Origin of the sequence: Pseudomonas sp. PDM32 (assembly GCF_019219225.1) — a bacterium.
GTDB classification, from domain to species: Bacteria; Pseudomonadota; Gammaproteobacteria; order Pseudomonadales; family Pseudomonadaceae; genus Aquipseudomonas; species Aquipseudomonas laurylsulfatiphila.
On sequence record NZ_JAHUWE010000019.1, the window covers coordinates 1 to 14,493 of the forward strand.

At 60.5% G+C, this 14,493-nt stretch carries 9 protein-coding genes and 2 tRNA genes; 8 read left to right on the plus strand and 3 right to left on the minus strand.

Annotation, left to right across the window (positions count from 1 at the left end; translation table 11 throughout):
* Positions 1–149 precede the first annotated feature (149 nt).
* Positions 150–1,157: a DUF481 domain-containing protein gene (locus tag KW846_RS28030; RefSeq protein ID WP_116580137.1), complete on the minus strand. Its 1,008-nt coding sequence runs from the start codon at positions 1,155–1,157 to the stop codon at positions 150–152.
* A 165-nt stretch (positions 1,158–1,322) separates the two neighbouring features.
* Here KW846_RS28030 and KW846_RS28035 point away from each other — a divergent pair, with 165 nt between their 5' ends.
* From KW846_RS28035 to KW846_RS28050, 4 genes are all read left to right on the plus strand, one after another.
* The gene (locus tag KW846_RS28035) at positions 1,323–1,676 is read left to right on the plus strand and encodes an MGMT family protein (RefSeq protein ID WP_007971652.1); all 354 of its coding nucleotides are present in this window, start codon (positions 1,323–1,325) and stop codon (positions 1,674–1,676) included.
* Positions 1,677–1,720: 44 nt separating this feature from the next.
* Positions 1,721–3,280 carry an AmpG family muropeptide MFS transporter gene (locus KW846_RS28040; protein ID WP_218486244.1) on the plus strand — a complete coding sequence of 520 codons (1,560 nt, stop codon included), beginning with the start codon at positions 1,721–1,723 and terminating at the stop codon, positions 3,278–3,280.
* A 143-nt stretch (positions 3,281–3,423) separates the two neighbouring features.
* Entirely contained in the window at positions 3,424–5,139 is a 1,716-nt protein-coding gene (locus KW846_RS28045; protein ID WP_116580135.1) for a proline--tRNA ligase, read from the plus strand.
* Between the two features lie 19 nt (positions 5,140–5,158).
* A complete protein-coding gene (locus tag KW846_RS28050; RefSeq protein ID WP_218486245.1) occupies positions 5,159–6,112 on the plus strand; it encodes a hypothetical protein in 954 nt (317 codons plus the stop codon).
* An 89-nt stretch (positions 6,113–6,201) separates the two neighbouring features.
* Here KW846_RS28050 and dinB read toward each other — a convergent pair whose 3' ends face one another.
* On the minus strand, positions 6,202–7,263 hold the full coding sequence (gene dinB / locus KW846_RS28055; RefSeq protein ID WP_218486246.1) for a DNA polymerase IV: 1,062 nt from the start codon (positions 7,261–7,263) through the stop codon (positions 6,202–6,204).
* 301 nt (positions 7,264–7,564) lie between these two features.
* On the opposite strand from dinB, the gene KW846_RS28060 reads away from it, so the two are divergent.
* The 4 genes from KW846_RS28060 (at position 7,565) to KW846_RS28075 (ending at position 12,165) form a co-directional block, all read left to right on the plus strand.
* Positions 7,565–7,641: transfer RNA gene (locus tag KW846_RS28060), tRNA-Met, on the plus strand.
* 231 nt (positions 7,642–7,872) lie between these two features.
* Positions 7,873–7,949 (plus strand) — tRNA-Met (locus tag KW846_RS28065).
* Positions 7,950–8,227: 278 nt separating this feature from the next.
* Positions 8,228–10,870 carry a bifunctional lysylphosphatidylglycerol flippase/synthetase MprF gene (gene mprF / locus KW846_RS28070; RefSeq protein WP_218486247.1) on the plus strand — a complete coding sequence of 881 codons (2,643 nt, stop codon included), beginning with the start codon at positions 8,228–8,230 and terminating at the stop codon, positions 10,868–10,870.
* Positions 10,870–12,165, plus strand: coding sequence for a virulence factor family protein (locus KW846_RS28075; RefSeq protein WP_218486248.1), 1,296 nt, complete (start codon positions 10,870–10,872; stop codon positions 12,163–12,165). Before mprF ends, KW846_RS28075 begins: the two co-directional genes overlap by 1 nt.
* A 253-nt stretch (positions 12,166–12,418) precedes the next feature.
* Here KW846_RS28075 and KW846_RS28080 read toward each other — a convergent pair whose 3' ends face one another.
* Positions 12,419–14,320 (minus strand): potassium transporter Kup, encoded by a 1,902-nt coding sequence (locus KW846_RS28080; RefSeq protein WP_218486249.1) that lies wholly within the window; start codon positions 14,318–14,320, stop codon positions 12,419–12,421.
* Between the last annotated feature and the right edge of the window lie 173 nt (positions 14,321–14,493).

Genomic DNA, 14,493 nt, shown 5'->3' on the forward strand with positions numbered 1-14,493 from the left:
CTTCATCTCCCATTACAACCATCGTCGTTGCCACTCTGCCTCGAACAACTTGCCGCCTGCGCTGTATGAGCAACAGGCGGCTTAATGCTCCTACAGAGCGGTTCAAAAAAAATGAACCACTACACCGCAGGCTGCGATCTTTTAGCGTCTTACCAGGTCACGCCAAACCCTGCGGTGTAGCGTGTCTTGTCCAGATCCGCATCGTCGGTGCCACTGATGATGTCCCGCTCCGCCTTCAGATTCAGCGAAGCCCAGTCAGTCACCTTGTAGCGCAACCCCATCTCGGCATCGAGTGCGTAGTCAGCCACACCCGACAACGGCTTGCCGACCTCACCATTGGTGAAGAACTCCACACGTTTACCGATCAGGTAGCGGTTGTAGTCCCACGTCATGGCCAGGGCGTAGAAATTTTCCTTGCTGCCATCGGCGAACTCATAGTCCGTGCGGTTGACCAGCGAACCAAGGGAGAACGCCCCGAGTTCGTTATCCCAGAACTGATAGCCAGGGCCCGTACCAACGGTGCGTTGACGGGAAAGGTCTTCGACCTTGTCGCGCTTGTACACCAGGCGCCCCTGCCAGAACCATTGCTCGGTCAGGAACCGGTCGATGGAGTACTCGGCCCGCCAGTTGTCCGTGGTCACCACGTCGTCCTGGAACTCGCGGTTGTATTCGCCTTCGGCGGTATGCCGCCAGCGACCGTGGCGCGCAGTGGTCTTGAAATCGATGTCGTAGTCATCGGTGTCGTTTTCCGCCCGCTGATAATCCAGCGCGACATCGACATTGCCTTTCCACACCAGATCCTCGACCACCGGTTTTGGCTTGAGTATCTGCTGAATGCTCGCCAGCTCGACCGTCTTCGGTGCCTCACCATTGGCCAGCGTGACCTTGCCGGCATCCGCCGCTTTCAGCGACTTGGCTTTCTCGCCCGTGTAGGCATCCTGCTTGACCAGCAACTCCTGATCGCTGTCCAGGGTCTTGACCTGCTTCCAGTCGATCGTCACCGCACCGGCATACTCGGTCTGGATCAGCAGCTTGCCGCCATCGAACAGCGTGATCTTGCCACTGAGCTTGTCACCGTTCTTCAACCACACGGTATCGGCTAGCAAGGGAGTGGAGGCGCCAAGGACAGCGAGACATAGCAGGGATCTGGACAACATAAGCAAAATACAGGCGCTCGGGATTGCGAAAAAAATCGGCATTATCCGTAGGAATAAGACCCTGACAAGGACTGACCCGACTATTTCTATTGAGTTCATTTCTCAAGCGCCCGTGCAGGAATTACTCTACAGACGGTAAAGCAGACTTCTTCAGGACTGACGGACGTGACCGATCCAACCGATGAACCCGAGAGCGCAGCGCAAATCCGACGCACGGCGCTGTACCTGACTCTGGCGCAAGTTCCCGAGGGCAAAGTCGTCAGCTACGGCCAGTTGGCCGAGCTTGCAGGGTTGGGTCGCGCCGCTCGCTGGGTAGGCCGCACGCTCAGCCAATTGCCGAGCGACAGCAAACTGCCCTGGCACCGCGTTCTGGGCGCAAACGGGCGTATCAGCCTGCCGGTCGGCAGCCCTTCGGGCGATGAGCAGCGCGCACGATTACGCATGGAGGGCATCAGTGTCCTGAATAATCGTGTTGATATTCAGCGCCATGGCTGGCGTCCGGTAGAGCACAGCGGTTAGAGTGCGCGCTTTGTTTCCGTATTTCTTGAGGCAGACTCCAGCCCATGCCCCGTAAAACCTGGCGCGCCGCGCTCGCCGCTTATGCCAGCCCCTCGACACTCGTGCTGTTGCTGCTTGGCTTCGCCGCCGGCCTGCCCTACATGCTGGTGTTTTCGACACTTTCGGTCTGGCTCCGTGAAGCCGGCGTGGCGCGTGAAACCATTGGCTATGCAAGCCTGATCGGCCTGGCCTATGCCTTCAAATGGGTCTGGTCGCCCTTGCTCGACCAATGGCGACTGCCATTGCTCGGCAAACTCGGCCGACGACGATCCTGGCTCGTATTGTCCCAGGCACTGGTCATCCTGGGCCTGATCGGGATGGGTTTCTGCGACCCGCAAAAGCATCTGTCCTGGCTGATCGCCATTGCCGTGGTCGTCGCTTTCGCATCAGCGACGCAAGACATTGCAGTAGACGCCTATCGCCTGGAAATCGCCGAAGACAATCGCCAGGCCGCCCTGGCCGCCAGCTACATGTCCGGTTACCGGGTCGCTGCGCTGCTGGCGACCGCAGGCGCGCTGTACTTCGCCGAAGGCTTTGGCTCCACCGGCTTCAACTACAAGCATTCGGCCTGGGCCGGCACTTACATCCTGTTCGGCGCGCTGATGGTCCCGGCACTGCTGACATCCCTGTTCATGCGCGAACCACCCGTGCCGTTGCGCACGCAACTGCAGGCCGGGCGCTACAGCTTCATGCATCAGCTGGCCTCGGTGTTCGTGCTGATCATTTTGCTGGTGTCCGTGCCCGCCATGTTCACCCAGCTCTACAACACCGACTTCGCCAGCGTACTGTTCGAAGGCGTGAGCCTGCTCGACCTGCTGCTCGACGACCGCGCATTCCTGCGGGCCATCCTCTACATCACGCTGACCGCCCTGTGCCTCTCGGCCATGGGCCGTCGCGGCCTGGCGCCGGTGCTGACGCCGGTCAACGACTTCATCCTGCGATACCGCTGGCAAGCGCTGTTGTTGCTCGGCCTGATCGCCACCTATCGGATGTCCGATACGGTCATGGGTGTGATGGCCAACGTGTTCTACATTGACCAGGGCTTCACCAAGGACCAGATCGCCAGCGTGAGCAAAATCTTCGGCCTGATCATGACCCTGGTCGGCGCCGGCATGGGCGGCTTGCTGATCGTGCGTTTCGGCATCCTGCCGATCCTGTTCATCGGCGGCCTCGCATCCGCGGCGACCAACATCCTGTTCCTGATGCTCGCCGACATGGGTCCCAACCTGAACATGCTGGTACTGACCATATCCCTGGACAACTTCAGTTCAGGTCTGGCTACCTCGGCCTTCGTGGCCTACCTGTCGAGCCTGACCAACCTCAAGTTCTCCGCCACCCAGTACGCCCTGCTCAGCTCGATCATGCTGTTGCTGCCGCGCCTGATCGGCGGCTACTCAGGGGTCATGGTGGAGAAGTTCGGTTATCACGATTTCTTCCTGATTACCGCCCTGCTGGGCGTCCCGACCCTGCTGCTGATCGCCCTGCACTGGTTCCAGGAGAACCGCCGCGCAGGTCCGACACCCACCCCGGAACCGCTGCAGACGCCGGTTGCCGAAGAATCGTAGGTTTTTTACGCAGGAATAATCGCAGAGGGCCGAGTGAATCGCGCCCTCCTGCCACACCACCGACCGCACGCCTGTACGCCAGCGGATCTCGCCCGTACAATGCTCCGTCATTTCTCGTCATCAGCAATCGATAACGGCCAACCATGCGCACCAGTCAATTTTTGCTCGCCACACAAAAAGAAACGCCTTCCGACGCGGTCGTGATCAGCCACCAGCTGATGCTGCGCGCCGGCATGATCCGCAAGCTTGCCTCGGGCCTGTACACCTGGCTGCCGATGGGCTTGCGGGTAATGCGCAAGGTCGAAGCCGTCGTTCGTGAAGAAATGAACGCCGCCGGCTCTCTCGAAGTGTTGATGCCGAGCACGCAACCGGCCGAGCTGTGGCAGGAATCCGGGCGCTGGGAAGAGTACGGCCCTGAATTGCTGCGCTTCAAGGATCGCCACGGCCGCGACTTCTGCGCCGGCCCGACCCACGAAGAAGTCATCACCGATCTGATGCGCAACGAGTTGAGCAGCTACAAGCAGCTGCCGATCAACCTGTACCAGATCCAGACCAAATTCCGTGACGAAATCCGCCCACGCTTCGGCTTGATGCGCGGCCGCGAATTCATCATGAAGGACGCCTACTCGTTCCACGCTGACCAGCCTTCGCTGCAGGTCACCTACGATCGCATGCACCAGGCCTACTGCAACGTGTTCACCCGTCTGGGCCTGAAGTTCCGCCCTGTTGAAGCCGACAACGGCTCCATAGGCGGCGCAGGTTCCCACGAGTTCCACGTGCTGGCTGAGTCCGGTGAAGACGACATCGTCTTCAGCAACGGCTCCGACTACGCCGCGAACATCGAGAAAGCCGAAGCCGTGCCACGGGAAACCTCGCGCGCCGCTGCAACCGAACAGCTGCGCCTGGTCGACACGCCGAACGCCAAGACCATTGCGCAACTGGTCGAAGGCTTCAACCTGCCGATCGAGAAAACCATCAAGACCCTCGTGGTGCACGCCGAAGAGAAAGGCAAGCTGATCGCCCTGATCATCCGCGGCGACCATGAGCTGAACGAAATCAAGGCCGCCAACCAGCCAGGCGTGGCCAGCCCTCTGGTCATGGCCTCGGAAAGCGAACTGCGCGAAGCCATTGGCGCCGGCGCCGGCTCCCTCGGCCCGCTGAACCTGCCACTGCCAATCATCATCGACCGCTCGGTAGAACTGATGAGCGACTTCGGCATCGGTGCCAACATCGACGACAAACACTACTTCGGCGTGAACTGGGAGCGCGACCTGCCTGTTCCGACCGTTGCCGACCTGCGCAACGTCGTGGCTGGTGATCCGAGCCCGGACGGCAAAGGTACCCTGGAAATCAAGCGCGGCATCGAAGTCGGTCACATCTTCCAGCTGGGCAACAAGTACAGCAAAGCGATGAAGTGCGAAGTACTGGGCGAGAACGGCAAGCCGGTCACCCTGGAAATGGGCTGCTACGGCATTGGCGTGTCCCGCGTGGTGGCGGCAGCCATCGAGCAGAACAACGACGAAAACGGGATCATCTGGAGCGACACGCTCGCGCCGTTCCAGATTGCCCTGGTGCCGCTGCGCTACGAAACCGAGCAGGTTCGCGAAGCCACCGACAAGCTGTACGCGGAACTGACCGCTGCCGGCTTCGAAGTGCTGCTGGACGACCGTGACAAGAAAACCAGCCCGGGCATCAAGTTCGCGGACATGGAACTGATCGGCATTCCACACCGGATCGTGGTCAGCGACCGCGGCCTGGCCGAAGGCAACCTGGAATACAAGAGCCGTACCGAGGCCGACGCACAAGCGCTGCCGGTCGCCGACGTGCTGTCCTTCCTTCAGGCCCGCATCCGCCGCTGATAGCAGATATAGAGACGTCATGTTCAAGCGAAACACCTTAGGCCTCGGTGGCGCCGCCTTGTGCGGCGCCCTGCTGGTCAGCGGCTGTGCCAACCACATGTCACAACGTAGCGAGCACGAGGAACGGGTCGAGCGCAAATTGCTCGATCACAGCCTGCAGATCGATGTCGGTGAGCCCAAGGTGCTTGAGCTGCCGCAACGGCGGGTGAAAATCCACGAGCAGAAGACTTTCGAAGTCACCGAGTACGAAGTCACGCGTCACTATGACCGCTATACGCCGTACCAACCCTGGCGGGAGATCTATGAAATCCCGCTGGGCGCGGTGGCCGTGGTGGCGGGTGTCGGTGCCAACGTGGTCAATGTGTTCGCCCTCGGCAATCTGCCGGACAGCGTGACCAAGGACTGGCTGAGCTACGGTTTCGCCGGGCTCAACCCGTTCATGAACGTGCAGTCCCATGGCCGAGCGCAGCAGAACCTGGCCGGTATTGATGAAGTCCAGCGCGACAAACGCACGGAGTACTCAAGCCTGCCCTGGAGCGAGCGCCCGGTCGAGGTCAAGGCCGGCAAGGAAACCTTCGAGCTGACTACCGACAAAAACGGCGTGTTGCGCCTGAATCTGTTGGATAACCCGTTCGCCGAACATGACATCAATCATCTGAGCCGCTTGCTGATTCGTGTTGAGGCCGCCCAGGACAACGTGCACACCGATGCTACCCTGGCCGTCAGCAGCACCTTGCGCAGCAAGCTCTATGAAGCCCACGGGCTGATTTATGACGACCTCGAAGGCGACGAAGTCAGCCAATGGGTCCACCGGGTCAAACGCCTGTCGGAGCTGGGTCTTGAAGAAGAAGCCAGTGAGCTGGAACAGAGCCTGATCGAGCTGACGCGCAACGATCCGGAATTGCAGACCGAGTTCCTGAAGTCGCTGGCCCGCAATGGCGAGCGGCTGGTGGCGAATCCGGGGCTGAATTAAACTAAAGATCGCAGCCTGCGGCAGCTCCTACAACAGATCGCATTCTTCTGTAGGAGCTGCCGCAGGCTGCGATCTTTTATGCTTCAGACCTACCGCTCAAACAACTCCATCTGCTCGAACCCGCCCCGCAAGTCCTCCAGCCGCACGCCCACGCCCAACAACCGCACTGGTTTACCGCCACGATTGAAGGCCTGGGTCAGCATCAATTGATAACTTCCCAGATCTCGCCCTGCCCCGGCCTGCTCCAATGTCGTCTGGGTGAAATCGTGAAATTTCACTTTGACGAATGGCTTGCCCGGACGATAACTGCTGTCGATTCGCGCCATGCGACCGGCCAGGGTCTCCAGCAGCTCGGGCAACTTATCCAGACAACTCTTCAGGTCCGGCAGGTCTACGTCGTAGGTATTTTCGACACTGATTGACTGACGACGACTGTCGTTGTGCACCACACGCTCATCAATCCCACGAGCCAGACTCCAGAGTCGTTCGCCAAAGCTGCCGAACTCACGCACCAGCGCCAACTTGTCCCATTCGCGCAATTGCAGGCAATCCGTGATACCCAGCTTGCCAAGCTTGTCGGCAGTGACTTTGCCGACCCCGTGCAGCTTGCTCACCGGCAAGCCACTGACAAAGCCCTCGACCTGATCCGGCGTGATGACGAACAGTCCGTTGGGCTTTTTCCAGTCACTGGCGATCTTGGCCAGAAACTTGTTCGGCGCCACGCCCGCCGACACGGTGATGTGCAGCTGATTGGAGACCCGGCGCCGGATGTCCTGGGCAATTCGCGTTGCACTGCCAGCGAAATGCGCGCTGTCCGACACATCAAGGTAGGCCTCATCGAGCGAGAGCGGTTCGATGATCTCGGTGTAATCGCGAAAGATCGTGTGGATTTCCCTGGACGCTTCTCGATAGGCATCCATGCGTGGCTTGACGATGGTCAGGTCCGGGCACAGCTTCAAGGCATGCCCTGAAGACATCGCCGAACGCACCCCGTACGCCCGCGCCTCATAATTGCAGGTGGCGATCACCCCGCGCCGGTCCGCCGACCCGCCCACCGCCAATGGCTTGCCGGCCAGACGCGGGTCATCACGCATCTCAATGGCGGCGTAGAAACAGTCACAGTCGACGTGGATGATCTTTCGCTGAGTCATGGCAAAGCAGAGTTCATGGCAAGGAAAAGGCGTATTGGTGTGACGGACATCCAGTATCTCACCGACACCTGTATATAGCACCAGTAGTCTGAATGTTCTTTTCGAGGCGTGGGAAATGTCGTTGGTAAATTTATTTTTTCAATCAGAAAAACACTCCCGATAGAGCCGCAGGCCTTGCCCCGCCTGCCTCACAGGCTGACCAACCCACCCATCGGCAAGCTAACCGATTGAAGATGAACAGGTTTTATCTGAATTGCAGGTTGACACCCCAGCGTATCTCTATAGAATGCCGACACACAGACGCGGGATGGAGCAGTCTGGTAGCTCGTCGGGCTCATAACCCGAAGGTCGTCGGTTCAAATCCGGCTCCCGCAACCAAACATCAAAAAAGGCTACTCGAAAGAGTGGCCTTTTTTGTGCGTGCCTGTTTTGTAACGCCGGCAGCGAAACTCGCCATCCCTGCTGGCCCGAGCAGTCAGCAGAAATCGTTCTGATTCCGAAACTTAGGCGAAGGCTGCGACCGTTTGCCGCGCTTTAACGTTTATTTGACCTGGTTCGGGATTAACGGTTGACACCCTGACGATTCTCTATAGAATGCCGCCACACAGACGCGGGATGGAGCAGTCTGGTAGCTCGTCGGGCTCATAACCCGAAGGTCGTCGGTTCAAATCCGGCTCCCGCAACCAAACATCAAAAAAGGCTACTCGAAAGAGTGGCCTTTTTTGTATCTGTTGAAAAAGTCCTTTCGCAACAATGATCTGTCACTGTGCAGCAAGCCGTTTGGGGCCACCCATGCGCCGGGTTCAGACTATGCTCTATTGCAGGCTGAAGCCCTCACGACTGATGTCGCGCCGTCTCCGCCGCCCGGTGATAGGCGTTAATATTTGTGATTATTTTTTTCTACAGGGATTGGTAACTTGGCTGGATACCCCCATCCTGTCGCGCACAATCCAAGAGGTGATTGATGCGCGCCAACTCGTCTGATTCACAAGACACTGTCACAGCGACACAACCGATCAAGGCTGAGCGTTTGCGCCTGCTTGATCGATTGAGCAAATACCGTCAACCCATTGGCCTGGCGGTCACCCTGCTGTTGTTCGCGATCGCGTTGATTGCCTGTCGCCACCTGCTGAGCGAACTCGACCTTTACGCGCTGCACGACTCGATCCTCGAAGTTCCAAAACCTGCCTTGTTGGGCGCCCTGGGCGCAACCGTGGTGGGCTTCATCATTCTGCTCGGCTACGAATGGTCGGCCAGCCGCTATGCCGATGTGCACCTAGCACCGCGCACGCTGGCACTGGGCGGTTTCACGGCCTTTGCCATCGGCAACGCCATCGGCCTTTCAATGTTGTCGGGCGGCTCGGTGCGTTATCGCCTCTATGCCCGTCATGGCCTGGGAGCAGCTGAAGTCGCGCGCATGACGCTGTTTGCCAGCCTCTCGCTGGGTTGCGCCCTGCCGCCGCTGGCCGCCCTGGCGACGCTCAGCGACCTGCCTGCCGCCGCCACCGCCCTGGGAATCTCCGAGACATTGCTTGGCATAGTGGCGAGCGCCGTGCTCGTGCTGTTTTCGGTGCTGGCCATCGGTATCTACCGTCGCCGGTTGCCGGAACAGCCTTACCCGGACAACCTGCTGGTCAGGATCGGGCGCCGCACCCTGCGCCTCCCCGGGACTCGCCTGACGTTCCTGCAACTGATCATCACCGCCCTGGACGTTGCCGCCGCCGCAACGGTGCTCTATCTGCTGCTGCCGGAAACGCCACCCTTCGGTGCGTTTCTTCTGGTTTACCTGTTGGCGCTGGCCGCTGGCGTGCTCAGTCATGTGCCGGGCGGTGTCGGGGTGTTCGAGGCGATCTTGCTGGCAGCCTTTTCCGACACACTGGGTGCTGCGCCGCTGGCGGCCGCCCTGCTGCTCTACCGCTTGATCTACGTGGTCCTGCCTTTACTGGTGGCCTGCCTGCTGTTGCTGGTCAACGAAGGTCAGCGCCTGTTCCAGACTCGCCAGACATTGCGCGCGGCCTCGGGCCTGGCGGCGCCGATACTGGCGGTACTGGTGTTTCTATCCGGTGTTGTCCTGCTGTTCTCCGGCGCCACCCCGGAAATCGACACCCGCCTGGAACACATCGGTTTTCTGATCCCCCATCGACTGGTCGATGCTTCGCACTTTGGCGCCAGCCTGGTCGGCGTGCTGTGCCTGTTGCTGGCCCAGGGCCTGCGCCGCCGGTTGTCGGCCGCGTGGATGCTGACCACCATCCTGTTGCTGGTCGGCGCCCTGCTCTCACTGCTCAAGGGTTTCGACTGGGAAGAAGCCAGCCTGATGGTGCTGACGGCGAGCCTGCTCGGGGTATTCCGCCGCTCGTTCTACCGCCCCAGCCGCCTGACCGAAGTACCGTTCTCGCCGCTGTACCTGGTGGCCAGCCTGTGCGTGCTCGGGGCGTCGATCTGGTTGCTGCTGTTCGCCTATCAGGACGTTCCGTACAGTCATCAACTCTGGTGGCAATTCACTCTGGACGCCGATGCCCCTCGCGGCCTGCGTTCGCTGCTCGGGGCTGCCGTGCTGCTGGTCGTCGTGTCGCTGACCTGGTTGCTGCGCACCGCACGCCCGGTCATTCACCTGCCGACACCCGAGGAGCTGGAGCGCGCCAGCAAGATCCTCATGGCCTCCGCGCAACCCGATGGCGGCCTGGCCCTGACCGGTGACAAGGCGCTGCTGTTCCACCCCAACGACGAGGCATTCCTGATGTACGCCCGTCGCGGCCGCAGCCTGGTGGCGCTGTATGACCCGATCGGCCCGGGCCAGCAACGGGCGGAAATGATCTGGCAGTTCCGCGACCTGTGCGACATCCACCACGCCCGCCCCGTGTTCTATCAGGTACGCGCGGAAAACCTGCCGTACTACATGGACATCGGCCTGACCGCGATCAAGCTCGGCGAAGAAGCCCGGGTCGATCTCAAGCGTTTTGATCTCGAAGCCAAGGGCAAAGAGATGAAGGACCTGCGCTATACCTGGAACCGTGGCACCCGTGACGGTCTTTCGCTGGAGATCTTCGAGCCAGGCCAGGCGCCGATGGATGAACTCAAGGTGATTTCCGATGCCTGGCTGACCGGCAAGAACGTCCGCGAGAAAGGTTTTTCGCTGGGCCGTTTCAGCGATGACTACCTGAAGTATTTCCGCATCGCGGTGATTCGTTTCGAAGGACGCCCGGTGGCGTTCGCCAACTTGCTCGAGACTTACAGCCACGACCTGGCCAGCCTTGACCTGATGCGCGCGCACCCGGACGCCCCGAAGCTGACCATGGAATTCATGATGGTCGGCCTGATACAACATTATAAAAACCATGGATACGCGCGTTTCAGCCTGGGCATGGTGCCGTTGTCGGGGTTGCAACCCCGTCGCGGCGCGCCATTGACCCAGCGCCTGGGCTCGATGGTATTCCGCCGTGGTGAGCAGCTGTACAACTTCCAGGGCTTGCGCCGCTTCAAAGACAAGTTCCAGCCTGATTGGGAACCCCGTTATATGGCCGTGCCCGCCGGACTCGATCCGCTGGTTGCGCTGGCCGACACTGCCGCCCTGATCGCGGGCGGCTTGACCGGATTGGTGAAACGCTGATGATTCAACGCTCCTTGCGGTATGTTTTGGGCACACTGGTGATAGTGGCCCTGATTCTCGCTGGCGGTTTCTGGTACCTGAAACGCCCGGCACCGGAACCGACCCTCGAATCCCTGACCCCGGCCGACGGTGCGGCGATGACCCGCGTCATCCCCGGCACCACACCACGCGCCCAGGTGCTGGTGGCGGTCAACGAAGACCAGAAACTCAGCGACAAGCAATTGATGACCCTTAGCCGCAGTGGCTCGGCGCAGATTGTCCAGGTGATCCTGCCCAAGGACTGCCTGCTGCAAAGCCGCGCCCTGCAATCGGGCCTGAGGGAACTCAAAGGCCCGGCGACCCTGGTCAGCGGCATCGGCCCGGGTGCCGTGCTGGCCTGGCGCTGGTTATCCGAGCAAAAGGACGACAAGGCTTACGCCGTCTCGGTCGACCTGGCCCTGGAAAAGGGTGGCTGCACTCACCTGCTGCCCAAAAGCGCGGCCCACGGCCACTGGCTGGCAGCGTGGAACGACAACCCGGACGACACCAGCGCCGGCTTCGTGCGTGATCAACCGAACGCCGAAACCAGCATCAGCGACTACGACATCAACCTGCCGCAAGTGCTGAACAACGAACTGCGCAAGATCCTCGTCGGCGGCGACAAAGCCGCTGGCGGCCTGCAGATTCCGGTGGTCGAAGTGCCAGCCGGCCAGGCCAGGGACACCGTGACCCTGTTCCTGTCCGGTGACGGCGGCTGGCGCGACCTCGACCGCGACGTGGCGGGCGAGATGGCCAAGATCGGCTACCCGGTGGTGGGCATCGATACCCTGCGCTACTACTGGCAGCACAAGAGCCCCGAGCAAAGCGCGCTGGACCTGGCCGAACTGATGCAGCACTACCGGCAGAAATGGGGCACCAAGCGCTTCATCCTGACCGGTTACTCGTTTGGTGCCGACGTTCTGCCGGCGATCTATAACCGCTTGGCCGAATCGGAACAGCAGCGCGTCGACGCGATCATCCTGCTGGCCTTCGCCCGCACCGGCAGCTTCGAGATCGAAGTCGAAGGCTGGCTCGGCAACGCCGGCAAGGAAGCCGCCACCGGCCCGGAAATGGCCAAGCTGCCAGCCGCCAAAGTGGTGTGCATCTACGGTGAAGAAGAAACCGACGAGAGTGGCTGCACCGACAAGACGGCGGTAGGCGAAGCCATCAAACTGCCTGGTGGCCACCACTTCGACGAGAACTACCCGGCGCTGGCCAAGCGTCTGGTGGAGGTGATCGAGAAGCGCCAGCCGAAGGAAACGGCGGCTGCAGAGTGATCTGACAGCCTGCAAAAAGCCCCCGCTGCCTTACGGTTCCGGGGGCTTTCTCATTCCGGAACACCACAGCTCCCCTGTGGGAGCGGGCTTGCTCGCGAAAGCGGTGGGTCAGGCGCCAAAGATGTATCTGACCCACCGTCTTCGCGAGCAATCCCGCTCCCACACTGGACCTTCATGGCCTTCCAGTTTTGCACTCGCCCACAAAAAAGCCCCCGCTACCACAATGGCAACGGGGGCTTTTTTTTGATGAGGCTTACATCTCGACCTGAGTACCCAACTCAATCACCCGGTTCAGCGGCAGATTGAAGAATCGCAAATTGCCATTGGCGTTCTGCAACATGAACGCAAACAGCGCCTCACGCCAACGAGACATGCCTTCGAGCTTGGAAGCAATGACCGTCTCGCGACTGAGGAAGTACGTGGTGCGCATCGGGCTGAAGTCCAGTTCATCGAGGTGACATAGCTTCAGCGCCTTCGGTACGTCCGGCTCGTCGGTGAAGCCGAAGTGCAGGATCACCCGGAAGAAACCTTCGCCATAGGAATCCACCTCGAAGCGCCGCGTCGGCGGTACCCGCGGGATGTCTTCGTACACCACCGTCAGCAGTACCACTTGCTCATGCAGCACCTGGTTATGCAGCAGGTTGTGCAACAGCGCGTGGGGTACAGCATCCGGCCGCGCCGTGAGGAACACGGCAGTACCCTGAACGCGATGGGGTGGTTGTACCGCGATACTGCTGATAAAGATCGGCAGCGGCAAACCACCTTCATCGATGCGCTCGACCAGCAACTGCTTGCCGCGCTTCCAGGTGGTCATCAGCACAAACAGCGCGAAACCGGCGATGACCGGGAATGCACCGCCCTGAACGATTTTCGGCACGTTGGCGGCGAAGTACACACCGTCTACCAAGAGGAAACCCAACAGGATCGGCACCACAAGTACCGGTGGCCACTTCCATAGCAACAGGATCACCGCGGACACCAGGATACTGGTCATCAGCATGGTCCCGGTCACGGCCACACCGTAGGCCGAGGCCAGGGCACCGGAGGATTCGAAACCCAGCACCAACAGCACCACGCCGACCATCAACGCCCAGTTCACCGCACCGATGTAGATCTGGCCCTGTTCGGCACTGGACGTGTGCTGGATATGCATGCGCGGAATGTAACCGAGCTGGATCGCCTGACGGGTCAGGGAGAACGCACCGGAAATCACCGCTTGCGAGGCAATCACCGTGGCCAGGGTCGACAGGCCGACCAGCGGGATCAATGCCCAGCTCGGTGCCAACAGGTAGAACGGGTTACGGGCAGCTTCCGGATCGCCCAGCAGGAGTGCGCCCTGGCCGAAGTAGTTCAGCACCAGCGCCGGCAGCACGAGGATGAACCAGGCACGAGCGATCGGCTTGCGACCGAAGTGGCCCATGTCCGCGTACAGTGCTTCGGCACCGGTCAGTGCGAGCACCACGGCACCGAGAATCGACAGGCCCATGCCCGGATGCACCATGAAGAAACGCACGCCCCACACCGGGTTCATCGCTTCCAGGACTTCCGGATGCTGGCTGATGCCATAGACGCCCAGTGCTCCCAGCACCAGGAACCAGGTGACCATGATCGGCCCGAACAGAATGCCGATGCGCGCGGTCCCGTGACTCTGGATCAGAAACAGCGCGACCAGCACCACCAGCGACAATGGCACCACCCAATGGTCGATGCCTTCGAATGCCAGCCCCAGGCCTTCAATCGCCGAAAGCACGGAAATCGCCGGGGTAATCATGCTGTCGCCATAGAACAGCGCCGCACCGATCAGTCCGCAAACCACCAACAGTGTGCGCAACTTCGCGTGGCCCGCCGCCGCCCGCCGGGCCAGTGCGGTCAGGGCCATGATCCCGCCTTCGCCCTGGTTGTCAGCGCGCAGGACGAACATCATGTACTTGATCGACACGACCCAGATCAGCGACCAGAAAATGAGTGCCAAAATCCCCAGCACCCCGTCATGGTTGACCGGCACGCCATAGCCTCCGGAAAACACTTCCTTGAGGGTGTACAACGGACTGGTGCCGATATCGCCATAAACCACCCCGACTGCCGCGACCAGCATACCGATCGGCTTCACCGCCGAATGCTCTGCACCGGCAGCCTGACTACTTGCCTGACCCATCCACCACTCCTACTTCTCAGACCCGGGCTTCTTTGAAAGAAGCACTATGCTTTGTCGTGCAGCATGCGCTGTTTTACTTCAGGTTACAGACGTTTTGTTGACTGTAAAAAACCAGTAAAGCGTAACGGCGCGAAGCATAGCGCAGCACTCGTCGTATTTCCCTGCATAAAGCT